15 protein-coding genes and 1 tRNA gene are annotated in these 16,498 nt (G+C 65.2%); 4 read left to right on the forward strand and 12 right to left on the reverse strand.

Features of this window, described 5'->3' with window-relative positions; genetic code table 11:
• Positions 1–78: 78 nt before the first annotated feature.
• Genes BLU32_RS17500 through BLU32_RS17525 form a run of 6 tightly spaced genes read right to left on the reverse strand, consistent with a single transcriptional unit; the run spans position 79 to position 6,284 of the window.
• On the reverse strand, positions 79–579 hold the full coding sequence (locus BLU32_RS17500; RefSeq protein ID WP_093809072.1) for a TRAP transporter small permease: 501 nt from the start codon (positions 577–579) through the stop codon (positions 79–81).
• A complete protein-coding gene (locus tag BLU32_RS17505; protein ID WP_093809074.1) occupies positions 576–1,601 on the reverse strand; it encodes a TRAP transporter substrate-binding protein in 1,026 nt (341 codons plus the stop codon). The genes BLU32_RS17500 and BLU32_RS17505 overlap by 4 nt, the downstream gene beginning before the upstream one ends.
• A 28-nt stretch (positions 1,602–1,629) precedes the next feature.
• Positions 1,630–3,168, reverse strand: a complete 1,539-nt coding sequence (locus BLU32_RS17510; RefSeq protein WP_197673632.1) for a class I adenylate-forming enzyme family protein — start codon at positions 3,166–3,168, stop codon at positions 1,630–1,632.
• The gene (locus tag BLU32_RS17515) at positions 3,165–4,436 is read right to left on the reverse strand and encodes an acyl-CoA dehydrogenase family protein (RefSeq protein ID WP_093809076.1); all 1,272 of its coding nucleotides are present in this window, start codon (positions 4,434–4,436) and stop codon (positions 3,165–3,167) included. Before BLU32_RS17515 ends, BLU32_RS17510 begins: the two co-directional genes overlap by 4 nt.
• 28 nt (positions 4,437–4,464) lie before the next feature.
• Complete coding sequence (locus BLU32_RS17520) at positions 4,465–5,241, reverse strand: alpha/beta fold hydrolase (protein ID WP_093809078.1); 777 nt, start codon at positions 5,239–5,241, stop codon at positions 4,465–4,467.
• Entirely contained in the window at positions 5,238–6,284 is a 1,047-nt protein-coding gene (locus BLU32_RS17525) for a peptidase M29 (RefSeq protein ID WP_093809080.1), read from the reverse strand. Before BLU32_RS17525 ends, BLU32_RS17520 begins: the two co-directional genes overlap by 4 nt.
• A gap of 142 nt (positions 6,285–6,426) precedes the next feature.
• Here BLU32_RS17525 and BLU32_RS17530 point away from each other — a divergent pair, with 142 nt between their 5' ends.
• From BLU32_RS17530 to BLU32_RS17540, 3 genes are all read left to right on the forward strand, one after another.
• Positions 6,427–6,918 (forward strand): flavin reductase family protein, encoded by a 492-nt coding sequence (locus BLU32_RS17530; RefSeq protein WP_197673633.1) that lies wholly within the window; start codon positions 6,427–6,429, stop codon positions 6,916–6,918.
• The gene (locus BLU32_RS17535) at positions 6,915–7,352 is read left to right on the forward strand and encodes a MarR family winged helix-turn-helix transcriptional regulator (protein ID WP_093809082.1); all 438 of its coding nucleotides are present in this window, start codon (positions 6,915–6,917) and stop codon (positions 7,350–7,352) included. Before BLU32_RS17530 ends, BLU32_RS17535 begins: the two co-directional genes overlap by 4 nt.
• Before the next feature lie 204 nt (positions 7,353–7,556).
• Positions 7,557–8,072, forward strand: a complete 516-nt coding sequence (locus BLU32_RS17540) for a hypothetical protein (protein WP_093809084.1) — start codon at positions 7,557–7,559, stop codon at positions 8,070–8,072.
• A gap of 92 nt (positions 8,073–8,164) precedes the next feature.
• Here BLU32_RS17540 and BLU32_RS17545 read toward each other — a convergent pair whose 3' ends face one another.
• From BLU32_RS17545 to BLU32_RS17560, 4 genes are all read right to left on the reverse strand, one after another.
• Positions 8,165–10,057 (reverse strand): DUF4209 domain-containing protein, encoded by a 1,893-nt coding sequence (locus BLU32_RS17545; RefSeq protein ID WP_093809086.1) that lies wholly within the window; start codon positions 10,055–10,057, stop codon positions 8,165–8,167.
• Positions 10,058–10,228: 171 nt separating this feature from the next.
• Positions 10,229–10,304 (reverse strand) — tRNA-Thr (locus BLU32_RS17550).
• A gap of 423 nt (positions 10,305–10,727) precedes the next feature.
• The gene (locus BLU32_RS17555; protein ID WP_093809088.1) at positions 10,728–12,620 is read right to left on the reverse strand and encodes a heme biosynthesis protein HemY; all 1,893 of its coding nucleotides are present in this window, start codon (positions 12,618–12,620) and stop codon (positions 10,728–10,730) included.
• Between the two features lie 91 nt (positions 12,621–12,711).
• Positions 12,712–14,004, reverse strand: coding sequence for a mitofilin family membrane protein (locus tag BLU32_RS17560; protein ID WP_093809090.1), 1,293 nt, complete (start codon positions 14,002–14,004; stop codon positions 12,712–12,714).
• Positions 14,005–14,125: 121 nt separating this feature from the next.
• On the opposite strand from BLU32_RS17560, the gene BLU32_RS17565 reads away from it, so the two are divergent.
• Positions 14,126–14,791: a hypothetical protein gene (locus BLU32_RS17565; protein ID WP_157727727.1), complete on the forward strand. Its 666-nt coding sequence runs from the start codon at positions 14,126–14,128 to the stop codon at positions 14,789–14,791.
• Between the two features lie 38 nt (positions 14,792–14,829).
• Here BLU32_RS17565 and BLU32_RS17570 read toward each other — a convergent pair whose 3' ends face one another.
• Positions 14,830–15,534: a uroporphyrinogen-III synthase gene (locus tag BLU32_RS17570; protein WP_093809094.1), complete on the reverse strand. Its 705-nt coding sequence runs from the start codon at positions 15,532–15,534 to the stop codon at positions 14,830–14,832.
• Positions 15,535–15,537: 3 nt separating this feature from the next.
• The gene (hemC, locus tag BLU32_RS17575; protein ID WP_093809096.1) at positions 15,538–16,482 is read right to left on the reverse strand and encodes a hydroxymethylbilane synthase; all 945 of its coding nucleotides are present in this window, start codon (positions 16,480–16,482) and stop codon (positions 15,538–15,540) included.
• Between the last annotated feature and the right edge of the window lie 16 nt (positions 16,483–16,498).

Consider the following 16,498-nt stretch of genomic DNA (forward strand, 5'->3'; position numbering starts at 1 on the left):
TCCAAACGGATGCACGCCGGCAGGCCGTGCGACAGGGGAGGATCCGGACCGAAAAGCCGGGGACGGACTGTCCGGCGCTCAGTCGCGCCGGAAGACGACGGCGACGGCAATCACGGCGGCGACCGCAGTGAAAACGGCCATCGCACCGGCAACCGGACCGAGCGGAATGCCGAGATAGACAGTCGCATCGCCATAGGCGGTAAAGTCGCCGGCACTGACGGCAAGACGCCACGCCAGAACGATCAGAACCGCTGCGGTCACGATGGCGGCAAAAACCGCAAGCCCGCGCCGCACCGTTGTCGGCAGACGCGCGGTTAGCAGATCGACCGACACATGCTCGCGCCGCGCCGTCGTGATCGGCAGGCCGACGAAGATCACCAGCGCCAGCAGCACTTCGGTGAGTTCATAGGCCCCCGGCAGCGGCGCCGAAAAAAGCTCGCGCCCCAGCACATCGACGAAGGTCACGATCATCATCGTCAGCAACAGGAGCGACGCGGCAAGGCGGAGCACGAGCCCCGCCAAGCCGACAAGGCGGCGGATTCCGCTGCCCGTGCTTTCGCCGAATCGCAGTCCCGTCATTGCTCTTTGGCGATTTCGGCCTTGAGCATCTCGAGCGCGGCCGCGCCGTCGATGTCGCTCTTCGCCGCGGCATCCAGGAAGCCCTGCTCGATGCCGGCCAGCTTTTCCTCAAGCTCTGCCGTCATCGCCGCATCGGCCTGCGAAAGGGCAACGCCCTTTTCTTCCATCACCTCGGTTCCGGCCGCGTCCGCCGCATCCCAGGCCTGGCCCGCAAGCCGGGCCATTGCTTCGCCCGACACGCTGTCGATTGCCGCCTTGTCTTCCTCCGACAACCCGTCCCAGGTGCGCCGGTTCATCACCACGAAAAACGATGTGTTGTAGAGGCCGCCCGGCACCGAAACGCCGTTGCGCACGACCTCGTCAATGCGGAAGAACGGAACGGATTCGGCCGGAAACAGAATCCCGTCGGCGACGCCATTGGCGAGGATCTCGTAGACCTGCGGCGAAGGCGCCTGGACGCCAACCATGCCGAGACGATCCGCGATCTTTGCCACGACACCGCCGCCGATGCGCATCTTGAGGCCGGACAGGTCATCGACCGACGCCACCGGCGTATCTGTCGTGTAGATCATGCCGGGACCATGGGTGAAGACGGTCAGCAGCTTGACGCCATTGTGCTCATCCGCTGCGTCGAGCATGGCCTCCTGCACTCGCCAGTAGCCGACCGAAAGGGCTTCCGCGCTGTCGGACAGAAACGGCCCCTCGACGATCGGCGTCAGCTTGAAGCGACCGGGCGTATAGCCGTGCACCCCGTATCCGACATCCGCCGCGCCGGAACGGATCAGATCGAACTGGGCCGGCGGCTTGCCGATCGGTGACGTCATGATTTCGACCGTGACCCGGCCGTCCGTGGCCGCTTTCACCTGCTCGCCCCAGGGCGTCAGGATGTCGCGCACGATCGGATGCGACGGCGGCAGCCAGTTGGAGACACGCAATGTGGTTTCCGCCGAGGCGGGCACGCCCGAGCCGATGGTGGCACCAATCATGGCGGCTGTCGCCAGGACGCCAAAGAATTTTCTCATGTTCAATCCCCTCTGCTTGCCTGGTTTTTCAGGCTTTTTTGCTTGCGGTCTCGCTCGAAAGGGCATCCTCCGCCATTTTGCGGACCTTATCCAGTTGGATCTTGCCCAGAGCATTGCGCGGAAGTGCCGAAACGCAAACCACCGATTTCGGATGCTTGTAGCGGGCGAGGCGCCCGTCGAACTGGTCGAGAAGCGTCTGCTGGTCGCAGCCGCCTTCCGACGTCGGAACCACGACCGCGACGGGGGTCTCGCCCCACCGGGAACTGGCGACGCCGACGACGGCGGCCTCGCGCACCTGCGAAAACCCCTGCAGGATCCGTTCGATCTCCGCCGGATAGATGTTCTCGCCGCCCGAGATGATCACATTCTTCAAACGGTCGCGAAACCAGTAGACGCCGGCGGCATCCATTTCCGCAAGATCGCCGGTGCGAAACCAGCCATCGTGAAAGCTGTCGCGGGTCGCTTCGGGCCGGTTCCAGTATCCGGCGGTGACATTCGGGCCCTTGAGTTCAATCTCGCCGACCTCTCCCGTCTCGGCTTCCCGGCCGTTGATCATGATACGCGCGGTCGTGTGCAGTCCCGCACGCCCGATGGCGCCGAACTCGCCCGGCGCGTCGTCGAGCCGTTGATAGATCGAGACCGGTCCGGTCTCCGTCGCGCCATAGACCTGAAGAACCGGAACGCCGCGACCGACGAACCCGCCCATCAACTCGCGCGGCACGTCTGAAGACCCGGTCGCCACCAGCCGCAGGCTCGACAGGTCCGTGTCCGACCACGCCGGATGCGCCAGAACCGCGGCAAGCGTGGCCGGAACCAGGACGGTTACGCTCGGCCGGTCGGCGGAAATACTCTTCAACACCGTTTCGGCATGGAAACGATCATGCAGGATCACGCTTGCGCCGACGTAGAACGCCGGCGTGGTCTGGATGTTCAGCCCGCCGACATGAAACATCGGCAACACCGTCAGGACCGTGTCGTCGCTCGTCAGGCCCTGCATGTGCATGGCATTGAGTGCGTTGGCCTGAACCGCCGCCTGCGTCAGGACCGCTCCTTTCGGCCGGCCCGTCGTGCCTGAAGTGTAGACCAGAAGCAGCGCGTCGTCGGCCCGGCCAGGCGCCGCACCGGCGCTGACGGGCACATGCCCCGCGGCCCTGCGGATGAGACCGCCGTCGCCCGGATCGGCGCTGACGCATTCAGGGAGCGTTCCTTCCGCCGCCATCGCCTTCACGGTATCCGAAAAGGCCGGCTGGTGGATCAGCACACGCGCACCGCTGTCGCTCACCGCATGGGCGAGCTCCGGTGGCGCGAGGCGCCAATTGAGCGGAACCAGAATGGCGCCGAGACGCGCGACGGCGAACAGCAGCACCAGCGTGTCCGGTGCATTGGTGCCGAGATAAGCGATCCGCTCGCCCCGCCCGATGCCGTGGCGCTCGCGCAGAAGGCCCGCGACCGAGCCGATCGCGCGCGCCATGTCGCGATAGGTCAGGACCTCGCCGTCGAAGAGCACCGCCGGCTTGTCGGGGGTGAAGCGGGCATGCGCTTCGATCCAGCTGTCGATGGAGGTCACGCGTCGCTTTCTCCCGGCAGATACAGGCTCTCGCGGCCAATTCTGTCGAGACAGATCTCCGCCGTCCAGGGCAGCATCAGCGAGCCGCACCGGCTGTCGCGGTACATCCGCTCGAGTGGCAGGGTCTTGAGCATCGATTGTCCCCCGCAGGTGCGCACGGCAAGCTGGCAGATCTCGTTGGCATTTTCCATCACCGTATAATGCGCCGCCCAGGCGCGCATCATCTGTTCGCGCGTGGGATCGGGACCGGCTTCCGTGATCGCCTGGAACCACAGCGCCTTGGTCTGCTCCAGCATCAGCTGCATCTGGGCGACGCCGATCTGCTTTGTCGGGAACATCCGCCGCTTGACCGGCGGCAGGCCGGGCCATTCGCCGCGCAGGTACTTGACGGTGAAGTCATAGGCCGCCTGGGCGATGCCCATGTAGGTCGGCGACAGCGTCATGAACATGTGCGGCCAGCGGCTCGCCGCCTGATAGTAGACGCCGCGCGGCATCAGCTGCTCGTCGTCCGGCACGAAGACATCCTTGAAGATCAGCGTGCGCGAGACCGTGCCGCGCATGCCGAGCGGATCCCAGTCGCCGACGACCTCCACGCCCTCGGCCCGCGCCGGCACGGCGATATACATCGTGTCGCGGCGCGAGGGCTTTTCCCCCTCCTTCATCTCGCCGCAGAGAATGCCGTAGTAATCCGCGTGCCCCGAGAGCGAGGCGAAGATCTTCTTGCCGTTGATCAGCCAGCCGCCGTCGACCTGTTTGGCGTTGGTGGAAAAAGGCGCGGCACCCGCCGCGGCCGCGCCGCCTTCGGAAAACGGCTGCGAATAGATCGCACCCTCGTCGAGGATGCGGGCATAGTGGCGGGCGCGACGCTCCAGATGCAACTCGCGGTCGGCCGCGCTCATCTCGAGATCGTCTGTCAGCGCGCCCGTCCACAGGCACGAACAGACATGCATGTTCCAGGTGAGCGCGGTCGCCCCGCAATAGCGCCCGATCTCGGCGGCCGTCATCATGTAGGCGCGAAACGGCGCACCGTGACCGCCGTTTTCCTTCGGCACGCAAATGCCCAGGAGCCCGGCTTCGTGCATGTCGCGGTAATTTTCCGTCGGGAAGGTGGCTTCACGATCGTACATCTGCGCGCGCGGAGCGAACTTCGACTTCGCGACGCGGCGCGCGAGTTGGGTCAGTTCGGCTTCCTGACCGGTGAGCCGGAACGCTGCGGGATCGAAGATCGGCCGGTCGATGTCCGTTTCGTCAGGGACGGCGATGGTCATGGAGCGGGTCCTCTCTGGCTTGTCTTTCTTAAAGGGCAGTGTCGTTCAGGAAGCTTTGGATCTCTCCGGTGAAGGCGTCGGGGCATTCCAGCGGCGCCAGATGGCCGATGCCGTCCAGCTCGACGAAGCACGCTCCCGAAATCTTCTCCGACATGCGCCGCATCGTCGGCGCCGGCGCATTCTGGTCCTCGCCGCCGGCAATGAGCAGCACCGGCACCGGAATGCGCGAAAGCGCCTCGCGTTCGTCGAAGGTCGCAAGACAGCGAATCGCGGCCCGATAGGTTGCCTCCGGCACCTGCGACATCGCCGCGCGCGCCTGCTCCGCCGCCTCTGGCAGCGCCTGCGATCCGACGAGACCAGGCACGAATTCCGCCGCCAGATCCGGCATGGTCCGTCCGGCATCGAGCGGCGCGAGCCGCTCAGTGACGAACTGTTTCTGGAAACTGCCGTCACGGCTGCCGAAAGCCGCGGTCGTTGCCGAAAGCACCAGCGTGCGCACCCGCTCCGGATGCCGGGCGACAAAGGCCTGCGCCAGCATGCCGCCGATGGAATGGCCGACGAGGTCGACACGGGCGAGATGCAGCCGGTCGAGAAACGCGAGCAGCCCTTCCGTCAACCCGTCGAAAGTCATCTCACCGTCGAGATCGTGCCCGCCGTAGCCGGGCAGGTTCCAGCCGATGGCATCGCACCGCTTGCCCAGACCGGAAATCTGCGGGGCGAACATTTCGGCGCCCGCGCCGATCCCGTGAAGAAACACGACAGAGCGCGCGCCGCCGGTTGCGCGGATATGATCTTCGCCACTCATCTCAGCGCCTCGATCAGATCGCCGTCGACAACGACCGCCTCGCCGTCGAGCGCGATGGTGCAACCGCGCACGGGAATGTCGAAATGCCCCTTGGTGAACCGCCCGGCGAACTCGTTCGCGCCGGTGGAAAACAGGAAATTGCCGGAATAGGCGCGCACTTCCGTACCGTTGGTCTCGCGCTGATCGTACATGGTGAGCGCTTCGTAACGCGCCGCCTCGTTCATTCCGAAACCGACATGGCTGACCGCATAGGCATCGCGGTCGCCCCAGGCGGCCAGATAGCGGCGGGTCAGTTCGGCATCGGTGCCGTGGCCGTCGATCTCCGTGACGTAGTCGTCGACGATGGTCAGCCGGACCGGGCTTTCCAGGTAGCGCTTGAAGGTGAGATTCACATCGCCCGCGTCGAGCACCAGCGTGCCGTTGACGCTGCCGGCCTTCGGGAAACTGACGACGAGGCCCGCGGGCCAGTGCGCGACGCTGCCGGGCCGGTCGCACCAGCCCCAGACGCCGACCGTGGAGGCATCCGGCATCGCCACCGTGAGGTCGGTTCCGGCTTTCGAGGTCACCGTCATCACGGAACAGGCGCGAATTCGGGCGACGGCATCACGCACGCGGTCCTTGTCGCGCGGCTGCGGCAACAATCGCTCCAGCGCGTCCGGATGCTCGTTGGAAATCATCAGCAACCGCGCGCCATGCTCCAGAATGCGGGGCAGCTCGGGGGCGTGCAGCAGGCCCTCGACGGTGAGGTCCACGACAAGCCCGCTGGCCGCGAGTGCGGCTACCACAGCGTCCTGTCCGCCAAGCGCGGCCGAGGCGCCGGTCGAGCGCACCGGCACGGGGCTGTCCTGCGGCGGCGTCGGCACCACCACATGAAAGACGGTGGCCCCGAACCTGTGCAAGGCAAGTTCTGCGATGTGAACGTTGAGGGGCCGGGATTGGGTTTCGGACAAAAGCGCGACGGTTTCACCCTTCGTCACCTTGCACAGGGAAAACACACGCTCGAAGGCGTCGATCCATTTTCCCTCGATCCGATCGGCAAGCATGCGAACCCTCCCGAATGTTGTTTCCGGCCATGGCTTGGCGCAGGAACCGAAAAGAACTTGGAGGATCGTAGCAATATCGTTATTGTATGAAAAGGAATATTTTTATGTCTGAATGATCCAGTCGCGAGACAGGGACCACGCCATGATGACCGACCACCGTGAATTCCGTGCAGCGCTTGGCCGTTTCGCCACCGGCGTGACCATCGTCACCACGCTGGACGAGGCCGGGCGACCCGTCGGCCTGACCGCGAACTCCTTCAATTCCGTTTCGCTGGATCCGCCGATGGTTCTGTGGAGCCTTGCCCGCGCCTCGCGCAATCTGATGGCATTCGAACGGGCCTCCCACTACGCGGTCAATGTGCTCGCATCCGATCAGCGCGCGCTGTCCGACCGGTTCGCCAGACCCGCGCAGGACCGGTTCGCCGATGTCGACTGGCGCCCCGGCCTCGGCGGTGTTCCACTCCTTTCCGGGGTCACGGCCGTGTTCCAGTGCAGCCATGACGCGCAGGTCGAAGGGGGCGATCACATCGTCTTCCTCGGCGCGGTGGAAGCCTTTGAGGCCCGCGAACGTGAACCGCTCCTCTACCATGGCGGACGCTACGCCACCCCTCGCTATGCCCCGGCCCGGCCATGACCGGGACCGGCCGCTTCGTCGACGGCTATCTGCTCTACCTGCTGGCCCGCGCCTCCAGCGTCGCCAGCGCGGAGTTCCATCAGGAGGTGCGCGCGCAAGGCGTGTCCATCGCGGTCTGGCGCATCCTCGCGTCATTGAAGGGAACGAAAAAGGGGCTGACAGTCGGCGAACTGGCCCACAGCTGTCTCGCGCAGCAGCCCGCAATCTCCAAGACCGTGGAAAAGCTTGTCATCCAGGGCCTTGTGGAGCGTCACGCGGACAGCGGCGACCGACGCCGGGTCTGGGTCCGGCTCACGCCGGCCGGCGAGGAGCGTGCCGACGTGCTGATCGCCGGCGCGATGGCGCATCAGGGCCGCCTGCTCGAGGCGCTCGGGCCGGACAATGCCGATGTCCTCAAGACAGCGCTGACGCAGCTGATCGACCGCGCGCCCTGAGCCGGACGGCAAGGGCCCCTTCGACCCGGCATGGCCCCGCACCCGAACCGCCTGTCCCCGCAATGCACAGACCGGGCGATCCTCGCGCTTGCCAGCCGCCCGTTTGCGCAAGAAGCTTGGCAATAAGACCGAGCCGCCACGACGAACACGGATACAGGCCGCCAGATCCATCGGCCCCGCCGCACACCGAAAGACGCGCAACCCATGGTTTTCACGCTGATCAGCACCCTCATTCTCGGCATTGCCGTCGCCGGCCTCGTGATGCTGGGGAACCACCTTGTCGGCAGCCGCCTGCCGCGCTGGCTGGCACCGGCCGCTGCCGGGCTTGCCATGCTCGCCTACACGATCTGGACGGAATACGACTGGGTCGATCGCACGACGCGCGGCCTGCCGAACGGGCTGGAGGTGGTGCGCACCTATGAGACCTCAAACATCCTGCAGCCCTGGACGCTTGTGAAGCCGCGCATCAACCGGCTGGTCGCGCTCGACCGGCCGAGCATCGAGACCAACGAAAACGCTCCGCGCTACCGCAAGGCGGCGCTCTATCTCTTCGCCCGCTTCGAGCCGCCGCGCGAATTGCGCCAGATCTACGATTGCGACCAGAACCGCCGCATCGACCTGCTGCCGGGCGAGACCGTCGATCCGACAGAAATCCCCGATGCGGGCTGGGAGCAGCTTTCAGACGACCCGATCGTAAAGGAAGTGTGTAGCGGGGAGTGAGGGGAAGTTTTAATGAATAAACATGAATTTTAAAAGTAAAATAAAAGTAATTTTGTAAATATCCTATTTTGAGCGCGATAATTCAATTTTTATTAAGGTAACTCAATATGATCACGTTGTTCAAATAGAGGGATAGCGCACAATCGAAATATAAGCCAACAAGCATAAACGGCGTCGGCGCCGTAGGGGCTACTGTCGTTTAGGAGTCCATGAGCAACTTTATGGCGAAGGCTTGGTCCAGGTTTGGACAAGAAAACGCTATCGATATCAGTTGTGATGGCATCGCCAAACACTTCTTCTAATTCCGGACGCATATACTCAAAAAGCGCCGATATGGTGCGATCTTCTTGTAACTGCTTGGCGTCGTCGAACGTTGTGACGTCATGGCCATTCAGTTTCAGAATATGGCGAAGAGAATTTTCCAACATTGGCGTCAAGATATAGAGCGCGCTTACGCAGTCACCTTCAAAGAAGCGGGCGAAGCCCCGACTGAAAGTGTTAACCAGATTTTCTGGGACGAACGGGCTGTGCCGCATAAGAGCCTGAAATGTATCTTCTCCGACGTAATAATTCCCGTTGATGTATTGGCGTGCTACCTGAACCTGTCCTGAAACGTGGATACCCCTGCGCATGCTCTCCTGCTGAGCGATCTGCACCCGGATAGCATCGCCGCTATCCCCATCACCGAAACCTCCACCCTCGGATTTGTGAATCACTTTTCCTTCGTGGTCGTGAAATGACGCACCGAACAAGGAAGAAAGCGGATGGTCGTTGATAGACTTCACAGCATCTTCCATGAGCTTTTTCGGCGAGGGGGATCGTTCCAGGTCTGCAAAGATCAACAACAAGTCGATGAGATCACGTTCGCCATCAAGCTGGCCCTTGACCTGATCCGCGATTTCGCTGAGGTCCATGGGGTGGGAGAATGGCGACATTTCCTCTGCAATACCGGACTGGACGTCGATTAATTTGTGACGAAGTTGGGTGCGTCGTTCTCTCTGCCCCGGCACGCCATGATATTCGGCAATCGCTCCACTGAGCCAGTGCGAGGCCAGCATCGCTGAAGTGTGTTTCTCAGACTCGGCAACCAGCGCTTCAGCGGCACCTGTCCGGCACCGATTCTTTCCATCCTCGTCCTTCGCGTAATGATGCCCACGAGCCGCCAAGCGCCAAAGCTCCACAATCATATGGGAGCCGGGTTCGGGAACGCCCCCTGTCAGATAGCCCTCTATTTCCGCCGCGATGACGCTCGGATCGGATCTGCTAAAATCCAAGTCCATCTCGAAAAACCAATGGACCGGTACCGGATTGCTGCTTGTGACAGCTCGTGCTCTTATTGCCGACAGCAGCTCCCGCGCGGCGATAACCTCGTCACTGTCCCAGCCTAGTGGCCGACCCATCGACAACGCTCGTCGTAGAACATCCCGTGCTGTAAGCCCCAGGAGCGGATCATCGCGGTCAAGACGATCCTTGAGGGCGCCCGAACCCAGCCCCTCCGCGATTGCAACATAGGATGCGATTGCGGCACGACCCAATTGATGCCTCTTTCGCTCCAGAAGCCAACAAAGGTCACATAGCCGCGCCCTCAGCACCGGGTTAGCGGCATTCTCGGCCGCATAGGCAAGTACCGAGACCGGAATACCGCGAAAGTCCTCTGGAATGGCTGATCGTCGGTCTCCCATGATCGTCATCGCGCCGAAGGGTGCGTCGCGGTCGCTAGGTTTGAAGTGAAGGTCCGTAGCGGCGGACAGCATCGCGAACACCTTCGCAGAGCATTCACAACCTTCTATACCTTCCAACCTATTTGCTTCTTCGCGGTACAAACAACTCAAATAGTAGCAGTCGGCTGAAATACACCCGGTGATAGGCGCTTCAAAGTCAAGACCATCTATGTCATCAAGCGTTGCCTGAAGCCAGAAAACAGGACCATCTTCTTGCGGCTCCGCTTTCTCATTTCCTTCTGTTTGGCCTTCACGCCTAATCATCGCTGCGCTCCATCAAAAAGCTTGAACTAAAAGATGTGGTAACATCGGTAAAACCACGAAGTCCCCGCTAAAAACAGCAAATAAATTCATTGAATATGTCTAAAACAAAACCGGTGGCACAGAAAACTTCCGTACCGTATCGTCGTTTAGTCAAACTGAAAAATGAGAAAGTGGTGCCGGTGAACGGACTCGAACCGCCGACCCCATCATTACGAATGACGTGCTCTACCAACTGAGCTACACCGGCGCACCAAACCGGGACGTGTGGGTCCCGTATGTCTCTTCCAAAGCGTGGCGCTTCGGACGTTTCGCCGTCCCGGTCATCGGGGACGGGCAGACCCCGCAGACGTCCGCCAAAGCGAAACGCGTCGTTGTCCGGCGTTCGGCGAGGTGGCCGCTTGATACCCGACCGGGCGACGCGGCGCAAGAGGCTTTGCGTGCCTGCTCCCGCCTTTTGGACAAAGCGTCGGAACAGCGCGATCCGGCAAGCGAAACGCCCCGGCCTGAATGACGGTCGGGACAGGCCGAGACGCGGATCGCATCCCCGCCCCGCGGCGGAAACAAGACCTGCGAAAGCCGCCGTGGCGAAGACCTCCCGCATCCATCGGCGCTTCGGGGCCTTGCCATCGAAACGGTCGGCCGTCCCGGCCGGGCGCGTGACGCCGCAGCGTCAGTTGAAGAAGCGGAAGCCCGGCTTCTTCGCCCGTTCCGCGTCCGGATCGTCGTCCGGCCCCGGATCGTCGGGCATGTGTTTCAGCGGAAACTCGATCGGTCGCGACAGGTCGTCCTTTCCCTTGCCGCCCGTTTTGACATCCGGCTTGGCGTCCGGCTTTGCCTCCTCCTTCGGGGCATCGCCCTTCGCCTCGGCCGACTTTTCCGCCGCTGCCTCTGTCTTTCCGGTCGCGTCCGTCGGCCGAGCCTCAGGAGCGGTTTCAGCCGAAGGCGCGGGTGCGCCCGCGGCTTTCGCCGGGTCCGACGTCCGGCCCGTGACCGCCGCCTCCCGTTCCCCCGGTGCGGACGCGTCCTCCGAAGGGGTCGCATCCCCGACCGGATGCGCTTCGGCGGCAGACGCCGCTGCACCGCCAGGAGGCGATGCAGACGCGGGCGCCCCGGCTGCAGCGGGATTGACGACGCCGGTCTCCGCCGTCGCTGTCGCCGCAGGCGCGGCGTCCGGCGCGGGCTTGCGTTCCAGCGGGACGGCTTCCAGATGCGCGGGTGCGGCCGGAAGCGCCTCCAGAAGCGTCTCGTCCAGGGCCTCCAGCGGATCGTCGTGATGGTCGAGCGTTGCCGGCGGGGTGGTCCAGACGAAGGCGTCCAGCCGCCCGTCGACCGGCGAGACCGGCGACCAGGTCTCGCTGACGACGCCATCGGCCACCCAGGCCGGATCGGAGGGCGCACGCACCGCGCGGGCGAGCCACTCGCGCACGCGGCCCCGGTCGCCATGCTGGCGTTCTTCCAGATCCGCCATCATCAGGAACACGCGCTGCGTCGGCTCCAGCCGCAGCGCCGCCTTCATCTGGCTGCGCGCCAGCTCCCATTCGTTCGCCTCGATGGCGGCCTGCGCCAGCGCAAGCGCGCCTTCCGCGTTGTGGGCGCGCAGCGCGGCGAGCGACTTCACCCGCTTCAGCCGGTCCTGCGCCGAATCGCCCGTGCGCGCATGGGCATAGGCGTCGGCAAGCTCGGGATGCGGGGTCAGCTTCCAGGTGGTCTCGACGACCTTCATCGCCTTGCGGATGTCGCCGCGCCGCGTGGCCAGGCGCGCGGCGAGCACTGCCGCCGGCACCAGCGCAGGCGCCAGCCCGTGCGCCTCGCTCGCCTTCTGGCGGGCGGCATCGGGATCGCGGTCCTCAAGCTCCAGCGCCTGTGCGGTCAGGAGCACCGCCTTGTGGCGGCGGAAGGTCTTCTTGTCGACGAGCTTGGCGGCATAGTTCTTTTCCAGCGTCTTGATCGCATCGGCCCAGTCGCCGCTCACCGCCTGATAGCCGAGCACCGCGCGACCCGCCCAGTCGAGACCGGGCATCAGCCGGGCGGCCTCCTCGGCATAGTGGCGCGCGGCCACGGGTTCGTTCAGCCGTTCGGCCTCGATGTAGAGGCCGTGCAGGCCGACGGGGCGCAGCGCCGGATCGTCGAGCATCGCCTCGAAGCGCGACCGCGCCTCCTCGTGCCGTCCGTCGAGCTGCGCGCTTTGCGCCAAGAGAAGCTGCGTCGCCGGCTCGCCGGGCAGGAGCTTTGCGGCTTCCGCCCCGTGGCGTCCGGCCCCTGCGGCGTCGCCCACGCCCAGCGCCAGCAGCCCCTTCGACATGGCGTCGTAGCCCCGGTCCTTGCGCCTGCGGCGAAAGAAGCGGCCGACATGGTCGGGGGTTCGCAACACGTAGAGCGCGACGTTCCAGAGGATGATCCCCACCGCCAGAACGCCAAGCAGCGCCACAGCGGCGGTCATCACGCCGGTTTCGATCTGGTAGCCCTGCCAGTCGAGGGTAATGATGCCCGGCTTGTCGGCGATCCAGGCCGACCCGACCGCGACGATGAAAACAAGGGCAATGAATATCAACAAGCGAATCATGATCTTTCCCTCCCCATGACCCGAACGGGCAGGTCACGACGGCATGCAGGGCATCTGGCGGTCGCGCCGGCGGCGGGCTCGGGCGCGGGCCTCATTGCGGCGCCGCGCTCAGCGATTTCAGCACATCGCCAGTCACCTGGTCCACCAGACGGTCGGCGGCAAGGCGCGCGCGCGCGTCGCCCGCCCAGTCGCTGCCGGCGGACTGCACCGCCTCCGGCAACGTGTCATAGGCCTTGAGCGCGCCGGCGAAATCGCCGCTGTCGACACGCGCCTCCATACGGCCAAGCGCTGCCGCCGGCGTGTTGGCATCGCTTTCGCCGGGCTGGCGGATCGAAACCAGCGAGCGGGCGTTGGACCAGAAACTGTCGACCAGGTCGTCATCGGCGGCGGGTGCGTCCAGTTCGGCGCTCATGGCCCGCGCGGCGGCGGCGAAGTTCGCCTGGAGCGCGTTGCGGGTGGGAACGCCTTCGGCGGCGCGCGCCTTGAGCGCGCCAAGATCCGCATCGTCGGGAAGCGAAGAGGCGACCGCGGCAAGTTCCGTCTCGAACGGCTCGCCCCGGTCCATCGCCGATTTCAGCGCCGAGACCGCAACGGCGCGTGCCGCCGTCTCGCGTGCACCGACACCGCCCATCTGCGCCTCGATCGGCGCGATCCGGTCTTCCAGAGCCGAAATCCGGGTCGACACGTCATCCAGCCCCTGGTCGACCCGGGTCTGGAGCGCGCTCTGCCCGCTCGTCAGGGTCGCCAGCGCTTCGGCCTGCGCGGGCGCCTGGCTCTTGAGTGCTGCGATGCTCTCCTGCACGCCGGACAGCTGATCGCCAACGCCCGACAGCGTGCCAAGCGTCTTGTCGAGCGTGGCGAAGGTGCCCTCAAGGGCGGCAATCCGGGTGTCGAGCGCTTCGACCGCCTCGCCGGCCTGCGCGCCGTCGCCGGCTTGCCGACCCAGGGCATCGAGCGTTTCGCCCTGTTCGGACACGGTTTTTTGAAGCGCGGCCTGCTCCTCCTGGAGACTGGCGAGGCCCGCCGTCTCGCCCGCTCCGCCGGACGAAACGAACCGGCGCAAATCGGCCAGCCCGCTTTCCAGTTGCGAGAGCTGGTCTGCCGCCGCATCGGAAAGCCCGTCCGCCGATTGCAGCCCGCTTTCGACCGACGCTTCAAGGGCGGACAGTCGGCTTTGAACATCGTCGATCGCGGAGGACGCCGACGAGGTCACATCCCGCGTGTCGGCCAGATCCGCGATCCGCTCCTCAAGCCCGGCGATGCGGCTCTGCGCCGCGGTCAGCGCGGACTGCACTTCCGTTGCAGCCGAACCGGAGGTCAAGGGCAGATAGCCGGCCCGATGCGCACCATAGGCACCGCCAAGCACCACGGCCGCGCCAAGCACGGAGGCAACGGCCAGTCCGCCGAGACCGACCCCGCCGGACTTCTCGGACCCGACCCTGGCGTTCGCCGCTTTGGTGGCCGGCGCCTCGGACGGTTTAGACGCAGCAGACGCGGATGCAGGCTTGGCCTTGTCCGCGGATGCCGCGGAAGAGGGGCCCGAGGACGCCGACGATGCAGCCGATGTTGCGGACCCGGTGCCGGGAACCGATCCGCCCGACTTCGTGGACGTGGCACTTTCACCGGACTTCGAACCGGTCGTCGACGAACCGCCGGACGAAGAGGAGGCAGACGCCGATGAAGCCGGACCTGCGCTCCCGCTTGCGGTGGAACCCGCAGGCTTTTGCGGCGCCGCGCCGGGCGCGGATGCCGGTTTCGCGGACGACGACGCGCCCGGCGTGGCCGATGCGGGTTTCGCCCCGGATGTGGCGGATTTCGGATCTGTGGGCTTTGCCTCACCCGGCTTTGCGTCCGACGCCTTTGCCTCGTCCGGCTTGGCCGTTGCCGCACCGGGTCCGGACCCTTGTCCGGCGCTCGCCGGCTTTTGCGCGCCTGTCTTGGCGCCGGGCACCTCCTTGGCTTCCAGATCGATGGTCACCGGCTTGCGACCGGAACCGGACGTCGGACCGGACGACGATCCCTGCCCCGGTTTCGGTGAGGTTTTCGCGGAGTCGCTCTTCTGGTCCGGCTTCTTGCTGTCGGCGGCCATGACTGTCCTCTCGCCTGCCGGGCGCGTGCCCGGTGTCTTCCCTGATACATGCGGCCCCCGATGGAACCGGTTTCTCCCATGATTGCCGCTTTCGCGCTGCAAAACAAATCTGTCTGTCGATTAACATGTCTTTTCCAGCAAGGCGATCAATGCCGGTTCGCTCGGTTCGGATGCGACATGACAGGGTCCGAACGCGCGCAAGGGGTCCGCGATCTGCTCCGACAGCGCAAAGAAAACGAGTTTTCCTTGCGAGTCGAGACCCGACAACGCCGCCGCGAGCGCCTCGGCGGAGCGACGCGAATAGACCGGCGCGGCAAGCGGCGTTTCCGTCTCCTCCAGGACCGCCCGAAGCGCCTCGGATGGCGCCGGCGCCGTTTCCATGTCGTAGACCTCGTGGAGATCGCAGGCGATCCCCGCCGCACGCAAGACCGCGCAAAGGTCCCCGGACCGCTGCCGCCCGGCCAGATAGATCACCCGCCGCGGATGCGCGCGGACCACCTGCGCCGCAAGCGCATCAAGATCGCCACCGGCCGGAACGACACGAGCGGCGCCGGCCGTCCGCGCGGCGCGGGCCGTTGCCTCTCCCACAGCGAAGACCGGCAGATCGCGCAAGGTCTCCCACATCGGCGTGTCCGCCACCGCCTCGATCGCCCGGGCGCTCGTCACCGCCAGCGCAGCGCCGTCTGCCGGCACGTCCCGGTCTGCCGGGCTCAGCCGGCGCATCCGCAGCATCGGCGCCAGCAACGGCGTATGACCGCGCGCGGCAAGAGACCGCGCGGTGCGGCTGGCGGCAGGTTCCGGTCGTGTCACCAGAACGCGCACCATGCCTCAATCCCTGAAGAAATCCGGACCGCCACGTCGTTTCAGCTCCGCACCGGCGTCTTTTCCAAGCGCGGCCGCATCCGATGCCGAACCTTCACGGAAGGTCTCATGCGCGACGTCGCCCTGCGGGCGAAGGATCAGACCGTCAAAACGGATGCGCGCGCCATCGAGCCGCGCAAGCCCGCCGATCGGCGTGCGACAGGAGCCATCGAGTTCGGCCAGGAACGTGCGTTCCGCCGTCAGGCAGGTCTCGGTCTCGCGGTCGTGGATTGCGCCCAGCAGGTCGCGCGTTGCCGTGTCGTCGGCGCGCGCCTCGATGCAGATCGCGCCCTGGCCCACGGCCGGCAGGAATTCGGACGGATCGATCACCGAGGTGACGACATCGCCAAGCCCGAGGCGCCGCAATCCCGCATTGGCGAGCAGCGTGGCGTCGACCACGCCCTCGGCGAGCTTCTTGAGCCGGGTCTGCACGTTGCCGCGATACATCACGACCTCGATGTCCGGGCGCAGCCGTTTGATCATCGCCTGACGCCGGAGACTGGACGAACCGATCACCGCGCCCTGCGGCAGGTCCTGGATCCTGTCGGCCTTGGGCGAAATGAAGGCATCGCGCACATCCTCGCGCGGCAGGAAGGCGATCAGTTCCAGCCCGTCGGGCAGGACGGTCGGCATGTCCTTGGCCGAATGCACGGCGATATCGATGTCGCCATCGACCATCGCCTGCTCGATTTCCTTCGTGAACAGCCCCTTGCCGCCGACCTCGGACAGCGGCCGGTCCTGGATCCGGTCGCCCGAGGTCTTGATCACGACGATCTCGAACGCGCTTTCCGGCAGGCCATGCGCGGCGATCAGCCGGTCCCGGGTTTCATAAGCCTGGGCGAGCGCGAGCGCGCTGCCGCGCGTGCCGATGCGAAGCTGGGGGGCGGAAGGTTTCGTTTGCAAGGAGCTCATTCCTGGTGCTAGGGCG

Source organism: Stappia sp. ES.058 (assembly GCF_900105595.1).
Taxonomy (GTDB): domain Bacteria; phylum Pseudomonadota; class Alphaproteobacteria; order Rhizobiales; family Stappiaceae; genus Stappia.